The sequence below is a fragment of the Pseudoalteromonas sp. J2K-J979 genome, assembly GCF_058169715.2.
Genome location: NZ_CM200281.1, coordinates 2,357,847 through 2,377,192 on the forward strand (window position 1 = coordinate 2,357,847; position 19,346 = coordinate 2,377,192).

The window sequence follows — 19,346 nt, forward strand, 5'->3', positions numbered from 1 at the left end:
AAAAGGAGCCTTAGGCTTAATGCCAGTCAGTTAAGCTGACTGGCATTTTTCTTTTTATTAGGATACTTCGATGGCTTCGGTTTTATGCACCGTGGGTATCGCCTATCTTCCCTCCTTGCGGGCAATCTGAATAGGGCGAGAGTTTTAAGTAAATGTTCCCAATGCATGGGAATATTCCCAGGGCTCATAATTGATATTGAGGAGAAGTATTGGATTACTGCCATAGAGCAGCTCGAAAAACTCAGCTGGTTAGGCCATAACCCTTGAGGCGTTACAGCCATCGTCATCAGCCGTCGAATTAAATTGTACGCTAAAAGTACGCCCCATATTTCTTGTCTAACCATGTCAGGGCGTTTACTTCTCAAGTGGTATGAACTATCTAGCATCGTTTGTTTTATTTCTCGATAACCAAGTTCGATTTCCCATCTATGGCAATATAAATCTACGATTTCATTATTTGGGAAACGCAACCTATCTGTCATAGAGGTTAATATTCGATAGGTCTTACCCTTGATAGTTTTACTCACTAGTCTCGCTTCAATAACCTCTGGCACATCCGAGAAATTCTTTTGGGCATGCTTAGTGGTTTGAAGCGAAATAAGTTGGTCGTTTTTACCAACAGTTGAGATAACCTCATATTGTAAATCTGACCGTGCGGGAATCAACCAGTGTCTTTCTTCACCAGCCTGGTGCCATCGGTTTAACAGGCCAAGCGAATAATACCCCTTATCGAACATCGTTACTGAGTGGTTTGGCGTTCTATCGATTAGGCGCTCTGCAAGCTTCATTTCATTGGTTTTATAATTATCAAATTCACTCGTAATAAGCTGGTGGCTGGTAAGTTCCATATGACAAACCATTCGAATTTGTGGAAAGCCCGTGTCACCATATTGATTGTTGGCTGATGAAAAAGCCTCTCGGTTTTCTGGTGAGTCATGTGTTCGCCAAACAACGCCATCAACAGCCAATAAATTCAAGCCACACCACGTTTCAAACTCTTCCTCATGGTACATAGCTTTGGCAGCTTTATTAAATACTTGTTTAACCGATTCTTCACCTAACCGCTGACGCGCCTGAACCATCGCGCTAGGTGCAACTAACTGATTTTTTCCTGGTAGCATAATGTCTAATTTAGTTGCTATATTCCAGACAGATTCTTTACGAAACAATGCCATACCAATGACTGACCACAGCACAGCTTCTAATGGCAACCGACGCTTTCTAAGTGTAGCTATGCCTGCTTGTTGGAAGCCTTGCTCGATTATTTCTGGCGATAGTATTTCATTTAGTTTTTCAAATGTATGGTAGCGAGTGCTTTCTTCAAAAGTTGTATGCAGAGCTTGTTCTATATTCACAAAAAAATCCGTAATCAGTTACCTGATTACGGATTTTGCATGATCATTTTGATCGGTCAACCGATCTGTTACTTAACTGATCGGCATTAGCCTTAGGCTCCTTTTTTATTACTTGATGAAAATCTGAATTGTTTATTCAGACACATCTTCATTGTGCAACTCTAAACCAGAAGACATGGCATCTTCACGATCTGATTTAGCCGCATCATTACGTAATTCTTCGATACGATTTAAATAATCTTGATTAATATCACCAGTGACATAATGGCCATCAAAAACAGACGTCTCAAATTCTTTGATTTCAGGATTCTCTTTTGAAACAGCCGCAATCAAATCTGACAATGATTGATAAATTAATCCATCAGAACCAATGCTTGCATTGATGTCTTCAACTTCACGGCCATGTGCAATCAACTCGCTCGCTGATGGCATATCGATACCATAAACATTTGGGAAACGCACTTCTGGAGCTGCGGATGCAAAATACACATTTTTCGCACCGGCTTCTCTGGCCATTTCAACAATTTGCGCAGAAGTGGTACCACGCACAATCGAGTCATCTACTAGCAATACGTTTTTACCTTTGAATTCGCGATCGATGGCATTAAGTTTACGGCGCACTGACTTCTTGCGTTCTTCTTGGCCCGGCATGATAAACGTGCGACCAATATAGCGGTTTTTTACAAAGCCTTGACGATAAGGTAAATTCAAGACCGATGCGATTTCTAACGCAATATCACATGATGTTTCTGGAATAGGAATAACCACATCAATATCTTTGTCTGACCATTCGCGCGCTATCTTCTCACCCAACTTAGTTCCCATATTAACGCGAGTTGCATATACAGACATTTTATCAATTGTTGAGTCAGGGCGGGCAAAATAGACAAATTCGAAAATACAAGGCGAATACGTCGCATGCTCAGAGCATTGCTGCGAAAATAATTTACCATCCGTGGTGACAAAGATAGCCTCGCCTGGGGCAACATCGCGAATAAATTCAAACCCATCGGCATCCAATGCGACACTCTCAGATGCAAACATATATTCAACACCGCGGCTAGTTTCGCGCTTCCCAAACACTAATGGACGGATACCATTAGCATCTCGAAACGCGAGCATTCCGTGGCCAATAATCATCGCGATGGCTGCATAACCACCAACAACTTTATCATTCACTGTCGTGACTGCAGTAAAAATGTCTTCTGGTGATAAGTGTAGCGTATCTGGTTTCGCCAGCTCATGCGCTAACACATTCAATAACACTTCAGAATCTGATGTCGTATTTACATGGCGCTTCGCAACTGAGAAAAGCTCTTCTTTTAATGACTCAGCATTAGTTAAATTGCCATTATGAGCTAACGAAATACCAAATGGAGAGTTGACATAAAACGGCTGCGCTTCTGCAGAACTTGACGAGCCAGCCGTTGGATAACGGACATGACCAATCCCCATATTGCCTTGTAAACGCTTCATATGACGAGTATGGAACACGTCTTTTACTAATCCATTATCTTTACGTAAATTAAACGTATTACGATCTATGGTGATGATGCCCGCTGCATCTTGGCCTCTATGTTGTAACACAGTTAAGCCATCATAAATCGCCTGATTAACAGGAGAAGTTCCGACTATACCAACAATACCACACATGTAATTATCCTCGCCGATTAACGGTTTACAGAAGTTAGAAAGCTTGAGTTATTTTCGAGATAGGCGAAAAACCATTCGATAACAAATCCAAATTCAGGAATTAAAATTGAATCTCCCCACCACTGCGTTTTTGGCGCAGATGTGAAAGCATCTAGAAAAAATAAAATTGCGCTCACCACCAGCACACCACGCAAACCTCCAAATACTAAACCGAATATTCTGTCAGTACCGGATAAGCCTGTGCGTTGAACCAATTGGCCTAAAATATAGTTTAAAATGCCACCAACAATCAGGGTGGAAAAAAATAAAATGGCGACAGCCGCTGCATTTCTTAAAAGCGGCTCGCTTATTTGCGTTAAAAACGCTGCAAGGTGTTCGTAGAAAAAACTAGAGATGAAAAAAGCACTTGCCCAAACGGCAAGTGACATGGCTTCCTTTACAAAGCCGCGAAGCAAACTAACACATGTCGAAATCGCAATAATACCTAAAATGGTATAATCAACCCAGATCATAAAAAACCAGCCATAGTTAATTTCGGGCGCATTCTATAAGAGTAGGGCTGAAATAGCCAGATCATTTTGCAATTTCAAAGGCTGTGACTTTGCCATTTAGTTTCGTAAGGGCTTTCAATTTAGCCAACTGAGTTTCCAATATTTCTTTTTCAAGCTCAGGCCCAACATACACTTTCGTCAATGTGCCCGACGGAGTTTCAACTGGGCGAGTAAAAGCGGTAAACCCTGCTTCTTTTAACTTGGCTAATAAGTTATCAACATTCCCTCGATCAGAAAAGCTACCGAGTTGAATTACATAGGCAAATTCAGTCAAATTTGACTCTGTAGGACGCTCAAACGACTGTTCAGGTTTGACGACTGACACTGCTACATTTTTTTGTTCATTCGCCGTTAACGGCTGCTGAATTAAGCCATCTTCGGCAACTGGTTGTTCTAGGCTGAGTAATTCATCTTGTGCCACAAGCTCTTCAACTTGGGTCGACTCAACCGGCAAAGAGGCTTCAATTTCAGCCTCACTCGGCGGTGCTTGCAAATCGAACTTTTTAAATTCAGGTCGATCAGGAATCGTTTTAAATCCTTCTTTAAGCTGAACTTTTTCACCATCTAAGATATTAGGGATAAATACAATGGCGGCCACTAAAACAATCACGGTGCCAACAAGTCGATTAACAAACACAGAGTTCACCTACGCTTCCTTTTTCTCTCGCCAGTATGTCACTGCATCAGCTACAGTAAAAAAAGAGCCGAATACAATCAATAGCTGTTTATTATTGTTTATTAAATGATTATCTAACGCGTTGGCAATAGAAGCAAACTTTTGCACCTCACTAACACCGAGTTCAGCCAATACATCTGCTAGACGCTGGTTATCTGCCCCTCTAGCACACTGTAACGATGCCACATTCCAACAATCAATACTGTGGGTCAAAGCCGATAATGCCGCTTTTTGGTCTTTGTCTTTAAGCATACCGACCAAAGCATGAACTTCATACCCTTGCTGTTTGTATTGCTTCAATTGGGTCGCTAAATACGTGGCTGATTCTGGATTATGTGCCACATCGACGATAATTAAAGGTGTCTTGCTAATCGTCTCAAATCGTCCTTCAACTTGTAACGATGCTAATACCTCGTTGACGATATGCTGGCTTGGTAAAATTGATAGCTGAGCAAGTGTTGTTAAGGCCGTTGCCACGTTTTGCACCGGAATTGCTGGTTTGGCAAATTCACGCTTTAATGTGCCAAATTGCCAAACATAATCATAATTTGAGACACTGAGTTGATAATCTCGTTGTGCTAAACATAATAAAGCATCGATTAATTCGCCCTGCTTAAGCACCGACTGAGGAATAGCCAAATCACCCACAATGGCGGGTGTGTTAGTCCGAAATATTCCTGCTTTTTCAAACCCAACTAACTCACGAGTATCACCTAGATATTCTTTGTGATCTAAATCTATGGTCGTAATCACGCTGGCGACTGGGGTCACAATATTGGTGGCATCTAAGCGTCCACCTAAACCGACCTCTAATAGAATATAATCTGGGGCTATACGGCGAAATATTTCAAGTGCCCCCAAAGTACCATACTCAAAATAGGTTAATGAGGTCTCACCCCGACCTTTTTCTAGACAATCAAAGGCACTGATATGATAGTCATCACTTAGTTGGTCACCATTTAAACGTACCCGCTCGTTGTATTTTATCAGGTGTGGTGACGCATAAGTGCCAACCGTAAAGTTTTGCGCCAATAACAATGCCTCTAAACAACGTGCTGTTGTGCCTTTACCATTGGTGCCAGCTATTAAGATTATTTTGCTTGGAAGAGAGAGTAAACCGAGTTTTTGTGCGACTTCTGTCACACGAGACAGTCCCATGTCGATATTAACAGGATGGATGCTTTCTAAATAACAAAGCCAATCATCAAGACTTGATGATTGGCTAGGAATATGTTGTGACATTAAATTACTCAACAATAAAAATGTTATGCAATTCTATGTTCTTGCTCCGGAGACGGCAAGTTCATAAACTTAGCGACTAATCGTGCTAGTTTATCACGCATTTCACGACGATCCACAATCATATCAATCGCACCATGCTCCAGTAAAAATTCACTGCGTTGGAATCCTTCAGGAAGTGTTTCGCGTACAGTTTGTTCAATCACGCGCGGCCCGGCAAAACCAATCAAAGCTTTAGGCTCGGCAACATTAATGTCACCCAACATCGCTAGTGACGCTGACACGCCTCCCATAGTTGGATCGGTTAGTACAGACACAAAAGGTAAGCCTTTTTCGCTCATTTTTGCTAAGGCTGCGCTTGTTTTAGCCATTTGCATCAATGACATCAATGCTTCTTGCATCCGTGCACCACCGGAAGCAGAAAAACAAATCAATGGCATATTATGTTCTAAACATAAGTTAACGGCATCGACAAAGCGAGCCCCCACCACTGATGCCATTGAGCCACCCATAAAAGAAAACTCAAAAGCGACGGCTGCAACTGGAACACCTTTTAAACGTCCCGTCATAGCAACAAGTGCATCTTTTTCACCACTGACTTTTTGCGCGGCGGTAATGCGATCGCTGTATTTTTTAGAGTCTTTAAATTTTAAGACATCTTTAGGCTCATGCTCTGTGCCTATTTCTACGCGATCTGCGTCATCGAGAAAATACTCTAAACGCTTGCGAGCACTGACACGCATATGATGATTACACTTAGGGCAAACACCTAATTCTTTCTCAAGTTCTGCTTTATATAAAATCGCATCACAATCGGTGCATTTGGCCCAAACGCCTTCTGGAATTTCTTTTCGGCCCGATGATTTTGTTTTAGGTAAGATCTTTTCTAACCAGCTCATTCGCAATTCTCTTAATGCTAAATATTTGTTCGCGTGATGACTGCCAAGGTGAGCAGACAAATTTTTTCAATTAAAACATTATTTCTGAGACTAAGGTATAAAAAACTGGTCTTAGTTGTCAGGATTTCACTTTAATTTATCGGTAAAATTAATAATCAGGTAAAAACAAAGGGCCAGGATGGGTCTTTGGGATGCCCCATTGCTCAGGGTAATCCACATCAACTAAATACAATCCAGCAGCTTTCGCTGTTGCACTGGCAAGGGTACGATCTTTAGCATCGAGGATTTCTTTCATCCACTTTGGAGGGTATTTACCCGTACCAATATCGATTAGACATCCTGTGATATTACGTACCATATGATGTAAAAAGGCATTGGCTTTAATATCAATTACGACAAAATCACCAAATCGGTCCACACGTAAGTGGCTAATGTTTCGAAACGGTGTATTAGATTGACAGTGCACTGCTCTAAAGGAGGTAAAATCATTTTCGCCTAATAAACAATCTGTGGCTTGCTGCATCAAATTGACATTTAACGGTAGATGATAATGACTGATGCCATTTTTCAAAATGCCAGGGCGGTTATTATGATTGAGGATCACGTATCGATAACGACGTGCTGTCGCGCTAAAGCGCGCATGAAACTCACTGTCGACTTCTTGTGCCCATCTCACCGCGATTGCATCCGGTAATAAAGAGTTCATACCGAGGTAAAATGCACTCATATCACGCTTTGCATCTGTGTCAAAATGCACGACCTGACCGGTACCATGGACGCCAGAATCAGTCCGACCTGCACACACCACTTCAACGGGATGATTACAAATACTTGAGAGCGCTTTTTCTACTTCTTCTTGTACGCTTATCACATTACTTTGACGTTGCCAGCCAAAGTACTGAGAACCATCGTATTCGACACCTAAAGCTATTCGCATATTTTCCCACTGAATATTATCAATAATAACGTGCAATTATATAAAACTATCCTGTAAACAAAAAGTGCTCATTTTATCAAATCGGCGATCCTCATCATCTTGATTTAGCGAATCAAGATACAACTAGGTGCTTAACCATGCTATTCACTCACAAAATAGCGCAAAAAAAAGCAGCTAAAATAGCTGCTTTGGTTTCATCTAGGGATTAATTATTGTTTAGTCCACACTCCTGACTTACCAGGCTCTTCACCTTTCGTCCACCAGCCAGCTTTGTACGATGCGTTATTATGTGCCACTACATCGCCACCGTTGTAGACTAAATCGGCACGCCAAGCGCGGACTTGACCATCATCAGGAATCACTTCTTCCCATGGACCGCCTTGATCAGGTTGATTGCCTTGCGTCCACCATTTGGCACGATACTCTTTACCATTAAACAGGACTGTATCACCCGCTAAATATATTTTACTAGCTTGCCAAGTCGTATCGCCACCACCTGTCGTCGAATTCGTTACGGTAACGACAAAGCTTGTTGATACTGAGGCTTTGCCATCAGATACAGAAACAGAGACCGTGTAACTTGTATCTGCTACAACACTTCCTGCTGTTAATGTAATGTTGGCACCAGACCCTGATTGCGTCAGCCCTGCTGGTACCGTCCAGTCATAAGTTAAAACATCATTGTCAGCATCAGAGGCAGCCGCTGCCACAGCCACAGATTTGCCTTCTTCAACCGATAGGTCTGAAATAGCGTCAAGCACAGGCGCTGTATTTGGCACATCTGCAGCCAAAACACGGACCGTTGCCGATTTAGTTACCGTCGCTTTTCCATCAGACACCGCTACCGACACAGTATATTCTGTATCAACGGTGACCGCAGGAGCCGTCACTACCAAGTCAGCGCTGTCATTCCCAGTACTAGTCAATGCAGCAGGCACAGTCCAAATGTAAGTCAAAGGATCATTATCGCGATCAGACGCCGTGGCAGAAACGGTGACTTGTTCACCAGTCTTAACTATCGATACAGCAGGAAGATTTACAACAGGCTTCGCATTAACAGGACCACCTGTCCCACCTAAACCTTGATGCATTGCATTGAGAATATCGCCATTATCAGCATCAATTTCCCATGCAAATAACCCCGCCAGACCTAACGTATTGGCATATTGTCCTTTTGCTAAAACTGAGCGCGGGCTATCGTAAGTAACCAACTTACCCGTGGCACGATTCCAAACATACGCACCTTCTGCTTGCTCATCATATCCAACTTCAAAGCCATTCACTCCCGTACCTGATGCACCAATCATTGACGATTTTATGCCTTTATAATCAATGACGCCCGCTTCCCAGACACCTTGCTCTTTAGTCCCTGTCAGCTTGCCATTACCCGGCGCTGTGAATGGGTTATCCGAGTTGGTTGCATTGGCAGGGTAAACACCTTCCCAGCCACGACCATACATCGCAGTCCCAAGTACGATTTTCTCTGGTGCAACACCTTGCTGCAATAACAACTGAATACCATTGTCTGTGGTGTATGCCGGTCCTTTGCGCGGCTTGCCTTCGGCATCAAGACCTGTGCCTGCGCATTCATCAGGACTCATGTGTTCGCCACAATACAAGGCTGTTTGATGACCTGTTACATTATTCCAACCGCCATAAAAGTCATAGGTCATGGCGAAAATATAATCCATATATTGCGCAGCTTGCAGGTAGTTGACGTCTTCAATCTTATCGTAACCCATACCGATAGCTGATGTAAGCTGGTACTCTTTGCCCGTTTGTGCGCTCAGCTCTGTGAGCATGGCTCTAAGTTCTTGCATTAACGCAATATATGCAGGACCATCTTTGACAGGATCACCTAAATTAGCGTTAGGACCACCTCCACCAGGGAATTCCCAGTCAATATCCACTCCATCATAAAACTTCCAGGTCAGTAAAAACTCACGAACAGAAGCAACAAACACATCACGGTTCTTTTTATCGGTAAAACCATGGAATGGATCAGATAATGTCCAACCACCCACTGAAGGTAGGATTTTAAGATCTGGATAGCGCTGTTTTAAAGCCATCATTTGCGAATAGGTACCACGGATTGGATCTTTGGCATCAACACCCGGTAGAGATTTTTGGATAGCTGCCCATGGATCATGAATCACCACTTCATAATCTTGTGAGTCTCCACATGCCTTTTGCAAAGCACGCCAGCTATTGCCATTTTCAATTTCTTTAAGCGATTCATTCGCCCCACAAATTGGCACAAAGCCATATAAAATATGAGTTAAGTTCTTACCCGGAACTTTGGTGACATCAAAATTTCGTCCGTAAATTCCCCACTCAACAAAATATGCACCGACGACTTTGTTTGGATCAGTGTTGAAATCGCCATTATTTGGATCGTAATTCATAGGTAATGGCGCTAAATGTCCACCATCGGTATCAGCGATAACAATTGGCTTGGCTGCACTAGTTGCACATTCAGCCCCTTGGCACAATTGCATTGTCATTTGATGACGACCCGACTGGGTATAAGGGAATGTCACAGTGCCTGTTTTTGTGCCTGGGGCTAATTGGCCTTCATTGACAACAACACCATCAAATAAGATTTTATAGCTGTCGCCACCTTCTCCGCTCCACGCGCTCCATTTTACTGCGATATCAACCACATTTTTGCGTGTCACAAGCGATTTATAAGAGCCTTGGCCATCAATATTCACATCAACAAATGAATACAGCTGATCTTCCCAGCTTAAACTTGGAGTCGAAGGAGCTGCGTTTGCATGCATACTTGCTAGCGCTGCTGCGACTGCGAGTACTGAAGTTAATTTTTTATACATAATGTTCTCTCAGTTATTTAAAATTGTACTTTAAAGGGATTGCCAAGCTGCTGCTTTACCCGGCTCTTCACCTTGGGTCCACCATTTAGCTTGATACTTTGTGCCTAAGTGAATTACTGTGCTGCCGCCGGGATAGGATGTCGATGCGTTCCACTGATCATTACCGTTTTGCGATACCACTTCCCACGCAGAACTTTGTTCTGGTTTCTCACCTTTTACCCACCACTTTGCACGGTATTTAAGCGTGTTATACACGACAATATCACCTGCCGAATACGCTTTGTCGGCTTGCCAAGGAGGTGTGGTTGGATCAACAACGGTTGTATCATTGACGGTGACATTAAACCGTTTGCTAGTCGTGAGTTGACCATCGCTCACCGTAACCCCGACACTGACTGTCGTTGTTGCATTCACTTCGCCTGCAATCAAGGTTAAATTCATGCCGTCAGCGCTGTAAGTCAGCGGTGTAGGAACGTCATATTCAAAAGTGAGTGGATTATTCTCATCATCAAAAGCATGAACGTGAACATTACTCGAATGTGATTCATCAATTGAGATATCTGCCAGATCATTGACTATCGGCGCGGTATTATCAGGAGCCGTTTGGACTGATAAAGCAAAGCTATACTCTTTATTTGCAGCAAACACCTGATTAGACGCTAAATTAGCGGCATCAAATGCAATGCCATCGACACCTTGAACACCAACTTGTAAGTACTGGCTAAAGTTTAGATTCAGTGAATCGGCAAACTCAGCTTGCCAATTAACTTGATTACTTGCAGTAATCGCTAACTGTTCATTGATAAGCTCTTGCCCAGTTTCATCAAATAAACGCAACCAAACGGTGTCACCCACATTAGCTTGCTGTCCTTGGCGAACAAAATAGCCCAGTGCAAACCAATCAACTGGCGTCACTGTCTCTGGCTCAATGATAATGTCACTACAGTTATAAAACCCTTCGCCAACCACGTCATCCCGTTGCCAACGTGTATATAACAGCGCTTCGCCTCGCCTGTCGGCCGGGATCGTGACCATCATTTCATAGAAACGTTTATCATCAGGGTCTTTGACAAAATCGACATTTCCGTAGCTTTGCACCAGCTCTAAGTCTTGCCACTTCAACTCATCTGTCGCGGAGTTAAAACTTGGCTTCGATAAATAAAATTGCCAGAAACTTGGATTATGGGGCGTTGTAGCACGAAAACGCACTTTGATTTGCCCATTGGCATTGGGTGTCACCACCGTTTTTTGCCAATCTGCTGAGGGTAAATTCATCCCGCGCTTTTGACTACTCCCCGCACTACACAAAGTACCATCTGGCACATTTGCTTCAACCGCAGCTTGATTTAGAAAATCAGCGGTATTGACTGAAAATTCATGTTCTTGAATAAACTGCACATGACCTGACTCTAAAAAAGCGGCGCGACAAGCAAGATTTGGAATATTCGATCCATCTTTTGGCCACCAATAGCCACCTTGTGCCTGGCAAAACGCTTGGCGTGCTTTTGGGCTATCCATATAGCCATGGGCGTGCACAGAGGTAGACATCACAGCGCCCGCTAGGCCGATCGCTGCACTCAGCACAGAAGTTTTGAAAATATGATTCATTCTTTTATCCTCAAGAACTGAGGGCCTAAACCCTCAGCATCGCTTAATTACAGGCTACACGCCTTAGTCCAATCTGATGTGCCAGGTTCACTAGCAGTCCACCACTTGGCCTTAAATACAGCGTTGTTGTGTACCATCATGTCACCTGCGTTAGCATGAGAAGGATTTCCAGCCCAATCTTTGCGAGGGAAATTTGGATACACCGGGATGTCTGAGATTTTAACCCCTTCACAGGTGCCATCAGGGTTTCCACCGCCATCTCCGCCTCCATTGCCTGGTTTAGTTGCGGCTGGTAACGCTGGGTATTCAAAAGCTACCGCATAGACGTTGCCATCTTTTTCAACCGTAAAATTCACGGGCCCCGTAATTGGCATGTAATACATGACTTGCGCATTAATGGTTTCACCTGGGAGGAAGGATTTCACAACACTGCCAAACTCATTGACTAAGGTAATCGAAAAACGATGGAATTCATTTTCATAACCACCAATGTTATTGCCTGCAGCATTCGAAGCATTTTTCTCAACGACCATGCCAAGCTTTTCTTGCGCGTTCCAGTTAGACCTGAAAATCGCCGAAGTTGACACTGGTACATCAAATGAGATTTTTGCTCCACTTAAATCAAGAGCGGAGTTGTTGGTAAAGGCAAAAGTAGGCGCAATCGGATAATTTTCATCACCAATCGGGAAATCTTTCGCTTCAAATGTGATATCAACCGACTCTTTCGGCAGCACAAACTCAGCGGCACCTTTGTTTATATCGTACGCAGACGCTTGGCTAAACTTGTTATAGGCAATCGAAGTCATGGTTGAGCCCATGAAGTATTCTTTTTTCACTGCATCATAATCAAAGTCGCCAGCCAGCTCCCAGAACATGATACCGCCAAGGCCTTTATTGATAATGTAATCAACTTTTGTGGTCATTGACTCTTCATCTTCAATTGATAAGAAGACTTTTTTCTCTGCATTCCATAACCAAGGTGCCACTGCAACACTATCGTATTTACGGCTGTAGGTACCGACTAATTGATCATCTGCGACATTGACAGGATCTAAACCATAGGTTGCAAGATAAGAAGGCAAAATCCCGTTTTGAAGGTTTTTCACATGCCAAAGTGGGTTACTACCGGCAGGGATTTCTTCATTGTTTTTACCTAAATCATGCCAAAGGTTATCGATACCTACCGCGCCATTACCACATTTATTTTTCTCACCTTTTCCGGTGCCTGTAGGACAATCCGCTTGATTTGGTAGTGGCGCTCTGCCCCACAACCCATCAGTCCCACCGGCAACATCTTTAAATCCGCGGGTATAATAAGGCACACCAATATTGATGCGGCCAGCACTAAGTGCCCCACGGAAATATGTCACCGCCCAATCGGTATTCAAATAACCAATACCCTCGAACTCTTTGGTGGTGTAAACGTCCCATGCTGCTAGCTCTGAGTCTTTACCTGTGTCATACAGGGCTGCGTTATGGCCAACATGATCATTCCACGCACCGTGTAAGTCGTATGACATGATGTTGACATAATCGAGGTATTTTGTTGCTTGGAATGTTTCCATGCCACGTAATAAATAACCCGAAGAGGGTGAGGCAATAGTGAGCATGTAATGTTTGCCTGCTTTTTCACCTGCTACATCAAGCTCTTCACGTAAGCGTTTCATTAAAACATTATACGAAGCGTTCAAACCTGCACGGCGAGCATTAGAAATTGGGAAATCATCTGGATGACCCGCATCATTCATCGAAGAAGGATATTCATAATCTATATCGACACCATCGAAGCCGTATTTTTGGATAAACTCTACGGAGCTCTTAGCAAACGCATCAATACCGGCGTGATTGATTGAGCCATCAGCATTCGTCGTCATGGTATAAAATCCGCCGCTGGCCACACGATTACCATCCGAACCGAAATATCCACCCGTTTCAGCCCAACCGCCAACTGAAATTAATGTTTTCACATCAGGGTAAAGTTTTTTATATTTATTCAGTAAGTTAAAATGACCCGTATAGCTGAAGCTCGGATCCATTTCTGCGCCTTCAACACCTGGCCACTCCATATTTGTGGCTGCGTTATTCACCGCATTTGGATCCCCTATCGATACCTTGTTCTGGCCATCAACGTGGGCAAACGCATAATTGATGTGCGTAATTTTGTCCCATGGAATGTCTTTCGCTAAATAGCTTGGTTGATCATTTTTGCCCGTGCGCCAGCTGGTAAAGTAACCAATAACACGACGAGGATGATCCGCGCCCATATCTTCCCGACCATTAACATCGTAAACGGTACAATATGGTGTATTGACACCTGGAGTTTGATAAAGTCCCTCAGGTTTACAATTATCTCTATCACCATCAGGTGGAGTCGTCGTTCCCTCTTTCACTGTGATAACAACTGCAGTACTCGTTGTTGTTGCACCTAAATCATCTGTGGCGACCAAGGTAAATTCAAACCGTCCCGCCGTTGCCGCAGTGAAAGTAAATTTACCTGAGGCACCATTCACTTGACTAATTGATTGGCCATTTTCGAATAACTCTAGTGAGACCACTTGCCCATCCGAGTCTTGGCCCGCAAGATCAAAGACAACGCTGTCATTTATTTCAATACTCGTAGAACCCGTGGTGATATTAAGTGAAGATACAGGTGGCGTGTTGCCAATCGTCCCAGCCTCAACTTTGATCGTCACACCACTAGAAGTAACACGTGCGCCTTTATCGTCTTCGGCAATTGCGGTCACGACTGCATCGCCTACGCTGGCAACCCACTGAGCTGAATACGGCGCGCTAGTGTCGGTACTGATCAATTGACCATTGACTAAAAACTCGACCTGCTTGACTGTCCCATCAGCATCAGCAGCATCGGCGCTGATGACAACGCTGTCTTTATCAATAAAAACAGAGTTTTGCCCAGGTGCAGTGACCATGACCGTAGGCGCTTGATTAGGATTATCGACCCCATTACATGCCCCGAGCCTTTCCCACTCTTTCCATTGACCAAAATGTGTCAAGGGATCTGCTCGAGTCCACCAATTCGCTTTAAAAGCTTGTTGATCCTTTTGAGCGGTTTGACCTGCCGTATAGGCTTGACCACTTTGCCATTCATCGATATTTGTACAATCAACAGTCTGTGCTTGTACACTTGCTGCACCAATTAGTACAGAGAAAGTGCTGAGCTTAAACGCTCGCTGCATCATTTTCGTGTTATTCACAATGCCTCCAGTTAACTTCAACTTAACAATATTACCCATTTAAATTACAAGCTAACACAATAATTCACAAAGTGGCAAATCTATTAATGGGTTCAGTTTACGTTCAGGTAAAAACCAAAAACAACTAATAAACAATTAGTTATGGTTTTATTCTGCCTTTTTTAAATTCACAGAAAAGCAGGGGGGACGCGATTAAAAGCAACTTTCGAACAAAGGCAAACAATTGCAACATTTGATTAACGTCAGTAATTTAGGGCTTTGGAGTGAGTTTTTAGAGACATGAACGTCCCTAAAAGAAGTAAATTTAAAGTTATTAATTAGAATTAAAAAATATATGAAAAAATGTTTTTTGTCATAAAAATACCATCAGCGTATGACTATCGGTTATTTATTTAGCCTTTGTGCAAATAATTTATCAAGCGCTTGTTGAATCGTCATGTCTTCATCCTCTTGTAAGAAGAGCTCAACAGTGCGGATGACAAATTTTGAATTCTGTTTATGCTTTTTTGCGAAATCCCAACATTGCTTTTTTAGCGCTTTATCATGCTCTTTTTCTAGCTGCATCTGCCCAAACCGATAAATGGCTTGATTGTAATCATCATTATAAATTTCGAGTAAATCAATCAAGGTCGCCTTTGGAATGCGATAGGTCTTATTTGTATAATTAATCGCATCTTTAGTGGTATAAAAAACTTGTTCATCTATATTGATCGCCACTTTTGCTTCAGGTAATAAATGATGTTTCTGGCCATCAACTTCATAACTAAAACCCGCAAATTCGACCCTTTCTAGTGATTCTTTACCAAGGATTAACCCAGCTTCGATACTTTTGGCTAAATGGTAATCAAGCTCATTAATTTCATCTTCTTGCCAAACTTGGTAGACATGAATAGCCCGCTTATATTTCTGAGCAAGTAATTGTTTTAATTTATCTCGACGTAACGTCACATAAGCAGCATGGTTTTTTTTCAAAAGAGTGACGCATTCTAAGCAGCTTGGTACTGCAAAAAAATCACCATCTTCTTGATCTAATTCGTACATTTTTGCGTAATGCTTCGGTGGAACATGATCGAGCTCTGTGGCCAAACAGCCACAATAAAAACATTGGTGGTAATGCTCTGAACTCAATGCATTCATTTTAAAGTAATTAACAACTGGCATAGGTTTTTTCTTGATGAATTTATTGTCTTAGCACTAATTTTACAGCCAAAACAGCCTCACCTCGACTGTTTTCATTGATTAAGCCATATTCACGTTTCACTATTAGTCCAAGTTATCATCTTAAGCTAGTTAAAAGAGGTCTGCTGAAGTTTTTTAACCCGCCATAAAGAAGAATAGCGGGTGGCAATATTAAATTACTCTACACCTTGATACTGACATAACGTTAAAATTTACCGGTACTTGACTTAACAATAACAACAGACACCTCAATACCCTCAGCTGGGACTCTACTTAGTGAATATTGGAGGGTATCAAAAAGTTAAAACAGCCTAATAACATAAGTTTAGTGACTTGTGGGAACATGCGAACCAGACACTATTTAAAAAACAAAACATCCACTACAATGAGCAGCTTCACACTCGTGATAGCAATATAAAGCCGATTAAAGTCTCGCATCTTGATCTTCAATACCAAGTTAATCTGACTCCAACTACGAATTTTCAAGTATTTATACCTGATTGCTCCGAGTGTCATGTGTCATGTTTTATAATTATAAACTTTCTACTACCTTTGATTATGAATCAATTCCCATCAGAGACGCTCAAATGAATGCTTTACCATCAGAAAAACAACTTGCAGTACTTTTTCGTCTTGAGCCTGGCTGCCTCGGTCCGCAGGGAGTCGATTATGTGGAAGAGTTTTGCTCATTTATTAATGGTCAGCCTCCGCAGTTACACTACGCACGTTTCCGCTTTGTAGCTAGGTACGACAAAAAATTGCCAGAATGGGAGTATTCAATTAACAACCGTAACTTAAGTGAGGAGAAAGTGTCATTGTATTTAAAAGTATTTCAAACTAATAAGGATGCTTTCGAAGAAGAAATTGAAGAGCTGCTCGCGCAACGGATCGAACTATTTTTTTCTCGCATCTAAATAACACACATCAAAATGAACCTTTACACACCAGCTTCAAACATACCTCTTTAGTTCCTCTTCGATACATCCAAGACAGCGCTTTATATTTTTGGCTTTTAATCAATGCATTACTACACTGTAAAAGTGACAACACACATAAAAGCAACATTAGGGTGAAAAACATGAAAAAACAGTTACTCGTGTACGCCATTGGTCTTGCCTGTTGCGCTAGTACCGTGCAAGCAGAAGTTAGAGTCAATGGATTCGCGTCCATTATTGGCGGCATGACGTTAGATAAAGACAGTAATTTATTTGGTTATACTGATGAACTCTCTTTCGAAAATGAAAGCTTATTTGCGCTGCAAGTCTCTGCGGATTTGCAAGAAAACCTCAGTGCCACAGCACAAATTATGGCTAAAGGCAGTAATGACTTTAATGCCGAGTTTGAATGGGCTTATTTAACCTACCAGATCAATGATCAAGCCCAAATCAGCGCAGGTAGAATGCGTGTACCTTTTTACCGTTATTCTGACTTTCTAGATGTTGGTTATGCGTACCGCTGGATCAGACCGCCACAGTCAGTCTACAATCTGCCCTTTTCAACTTATGAAGGTTTGAGCCTAGTCTACAACACTCAGCTGGGTGATTGGGATTCAACGCTTCAAATAATTGGTGGCGCGACGAGTGGTGATGTCACGACGTTCACAGATAACGATCCTTCAAAGCTCGACGGTATAGTCGGTGTTAATTGGACGATGATGTATGAATGGCTTAGCTTACGCGCAGCTTACTTTGTCGCAGAAACCACTGTAAGTGGAGAAAATTCACCTCAGTTTACAGGGTTAATTGGTGGGTTAAACAATTACGGATTAACTGCTCAAGTTGATGATCTACTCATAGAAAAAGATGATGGTAGTTTTTTAGGATTGGGTTTTTCTGTTGATTATGAGAACTTTTTACTCGATGGTGAATATACCGAACTCAATGTCGACAATAGCTTCATTGCGCCTCAAGAACAGTTTTACCTAGCTGCAGGATATCGAATTGATGAATGGCTTATTCATATGACCTATGAAAAACGCGATGTTGAACACGAGGCAAATAAGTATAATACAGTTCCTGTTACGATCGAACACCCCGTATTTGGTACTATTCCTGTTTCCACCGACCCGACTAACCCAAATGCACCACTTCTTCGTGATTTAACTAATGCAGCACTAGCAGGCACTATGGTTGATTCGAGCTCGATGTCGTTTGGTATTCGTTATGACTTCCACCCGTCTGCTGCACTCAAAGTAGACTACACTGTTGTCGATAACGCCTTAACCAACACCGATACTGATGTCCTCGCCTTTGGCGTTGATTTAGTCTTTTAAGGAGCGCAAATACATGAAAAAATTATCTTCATTTTTAATTTTGAGTTGCTGCTCATGGTTTGCCAATGCTGAAGTGGCCATAGTCGTGAATACTGCGAATACCAATAGTTTAGATCAAAGTGATATCGCCAAAATTTATTTAGGGAAAGCTAAATCATTTCCTAGCGGTGATAAAATAGAATTCGCAAGTCTCGATGATGGACACACGGCGACTGAAGAGTTCAATGATAAAGTATTGAAAAAGTCGAGCAGTCAGGTCAACGCTTACTGGTCAAAATTAGTTTTTACCGGTAAAGGTACTCCGCCTAAAAAACTCGATAATGATGCTGCAATGCTGCAATTTGTTGCATCTAATCCTAATGCAATTGGCTTCGTAGATGCGAGTAAAGTTGACGATAGCGTTAAAGTGATCGCTCGATTCTAGCCATATATAAAACAGAAAAAGCCAACTGATTTCTCTGTTGGCTTTTTAATTTGGTGCCGTGAGCGGGACTTGAACCCGCACGAGCATAGCTCACCACCCCCTCAAGATGGCGTGTCTACCAATTCCACCACCACGGCAAATTCTTTTTAGTTTGGTACTTCAGATGTTTTATTTTCTGATACTGGTACATCTTCAACAGCAGGAACTATCTTCTCAACCACTTCTGCAGCAGGTGCAGTCGATAAGTCAGACCATTCATCTGTTTTCTTAATTTGGCCAGCTGTTAAGTTACCAAGAACGATACTCAGAACAAAGAATACTGACGCTAATGTTGTTGTAGTTTTAGTCATGAAGTTACCTGCACCACTAGAACCAAACACAGTAGCTGAAGCACCTGCGCCAAACGAAGAGCCCATATCTGCGCCCTTACCTTGTTGAATAAGCACCATTCCGATCAGCGCTAAAGCAACAATTAAATAGATTACCAATAAAATTTCGTACATC

The 19,346-nt window shown here is 42.3% G+C and carries 15 protein-coding genes and 1 tRNA gene; 3 read left to right on the forward strand and 13 right to left on the reverse strand.

The features are described 5' to 3' along the window. Positions 1 to 26: 26 nt before the first annotated feature. The 11 genes from AC3KVK_RS10915 to AC3KVK_RS10965 form a co-directional block, all read right to left on the reverse strand. Positions 27 to 1,355, reverse strand: coding sequence for an IS4 family transposase (locus AC3KVK_RS10915; RefSeq protein ID WP_518526908.1), 1,329 nt, complete (start codon positions 1,353 to 1,355; stop codon positions 27 to 29). Between the two features lie 132 nt (positions 1,356 to 1,487). Continuing rightward, complete coding sequence (purF, locus tag AC3KVK_RS10920; protein WP_490312787.1) at positions 1,488 to 3,008, reverse strand: amidophosphoribosyltransferase; 1,521 nt, start codon at positions 3,006 to 3,008, stop codon at positions 1,488 to 1,490. 17 nt (positions 3,009 to 3,025) lie between these two features. Beyond that, complete coding sequence (locus tag AC3KVK_RS10925; RefSeq protein ID WP_086742884.1) at positions 3,026 to 3,520, reverse strand: CvpA family protein; 495 nt, start codon at positions 3,518 to 3,520, stop codon at positions 3,026 to 3,028. Positions 3,521 to 3,581: 61 nt separating this feature from the next. After that, the gene (locus tag AC3KVK_RS10930) at positions 3,582 to 4,205 is read right to left on the reverse strand and encodes an SPOR domain-containing protein (RefSeq protein WP_490312788.1); all 624 of its coding nucleotides are present in this window, start codon (positions 4,203 to 4,205) and stop codon (positions 3,582 to 3,584) included. Next, positions 4,206 to 5,477: a bifunctional tetrahydrofolate synthase/dihydrofolate synthase gene (gene folC / locus AC3KVK_RS10935; protein ID WP_490312789.1), complete on the reverse strand. Its 1,272-nt coding sequence runs from the start codon at positions 5,475 to 5,477 to the stop codon at positions 4,206 to 4,208. A gap of 23 nt (positions 5,478 to 5,500) precedes the next feature. Then, complete coding sequence (accD, locus tag AC3KVK_RS10940) at positions 5,501 to 6,373, reverse strand: acetyl-CoA carboxylase, carboxyltransferase subunit beta (RefSeq protein ID WP_193330958.1); 873 nt, start codon at positions 6,371 to 6,373, stop codon at positions 5,501 to 5,503. A 148-nt stretch (positions 6,374 to 6,521) separates the two neighbouring features. Beyond that, positions 6,522 to 7,310 (reverse strand): tRNA pseudouridine(38-40) synthase TruA, encoded by a 789-nt coding sequence (truA, locus tag AC3KVK_RS10945; RefSeq protein ID WP_490312790.1) that lies wholly within the window; start codon positions 7,308 to 7,310, stop codon positions 6,522 to 6,524. 209 nt (positions 7,311 to 7,519) lie between these two features. Next, complete coding sequence (locus tag AC3KVK_RS10950) at positions 7,520 to 10,144, reverse strand: glycosyl hydrolase family 18 protein (RefSeq protein WP_490312791.1); 2,625 nt, start codon at positions 10,142 to 10,144, stop codon at positions 7,520 to 7,522. A gap of 30 nt (positions 10,145 to 10,174) precedes the next feature. Continuing rightward, a complete protein-coding gene (locus tag AC3KVK_RS10955) occupies positions 10,175 to 11,752 on the reverse strand; it encodes a lytic polysaccharide monooxygenase (protein ID WP_490312792.1) in 1,578 nt (525 codons plus the stop codon). Positions 11,753 to 11,799: 47 nt separating this feature from the next. After that, the gene (locus AC3KVK_RS10960) at positions 11,800 to 14,967 is read right to left on the reverse strand and encodes a glycosyl hydrolase family 18 protein (RefSeq protein ID WP_490312793.1); all 3,168 of its coding nucleotides are present in this window, start codon (positions 14,965 to 14,967) and stop codon (positions 11,800 to 11,802) included. Between the two features lie 384 nt (positions 14,968 to 15,351). After that, complete coding sequence (locus tag AC3KVK_RS10965; protein WP_490312794.1) at positions 15,352 to 16,128, reverse strand: hypothetical protein; 777 nt, start codon at positions 16,126 to 16,128, stop codon at positions 15,352 to 15,354. A gap of 605 nt (positions 16,129 to 16,733) precedes the next feature. Between AC3KVK_RS10965 and AC3KVK_RS10970 the strand changes: the two genes are divergently transcribed. The 3 genes from AC3KVK_RS10970 (at position 16,734) to AC3KVK_RS10980 (ending at position 18,842) form a co-directional block, all read left to right on the forward strand. Beyond that, positions 16,734 to 17,060: a hypothetical protein gene (locus AC3KVK_RS10970; RefSeq protein WP_490312795.1), complete on the forward strand. Its 327-nt coding sequence runs from the start codon at positions 16,734 to 16,736 to the stop codon at positions 17,058 to 17,060. 164 nt (positions 17,061 to 17,224) lie between these two features. After that, positions 17,225 to 18,418, forward strand: a complete 1,194-nt coding sequence (locus AC3KVK_RS10975) for a porin (RefSeq protein WP_490312796.1) — start codon at positions 17,225 to 17,227, stop codon at positions 18,416 to 18,418. A gap of 13 nt (positions 18,419 to 18,431) precedes the next feature. Next, positions 18,432 to 18,842 carry a type 2 periplasmic-binding domain-containing protein gene (locus AC3KVK_RS10980; RefSeq protein ID WP_490312797.1) on the forward strand — a complete coding sequence of 137 codons (411 nt, stop codon included), beginning with the start codon at positions 18,432 to 18,434 and terminating at the stop codon, positions 18,840 to 18,842. A 51-nt stretch (positions 18,843 to 18,893) separates the two neighbouring features. Here the strand turns inward: AC3KVK_RS10980 and AC3KVK_RS10985 are convergent. Both AC3KVK_RS10985 and secG read right to left on the reverse strand, forming a co-directional pair. Next, positions 18,894 to 18,979, reverse strand: a tRNA-Leu gene (locus AC3KVK_RS10985). Positions 18,980 to 18,988: 9 nt separating this feature from the next. Further along, a complete protein-coding gene (gene secG / locus AC3KVK_RS10990; RefSeq protein ID WP_490312798.1) occupies positions 18,989 to 19,345 on the reverse strand; it encodes a preprotein translocase subunit SecG in 357 nt (118 codons plus the stop codon). Position 19,346 lies beyond the last annotated feature (1 nt).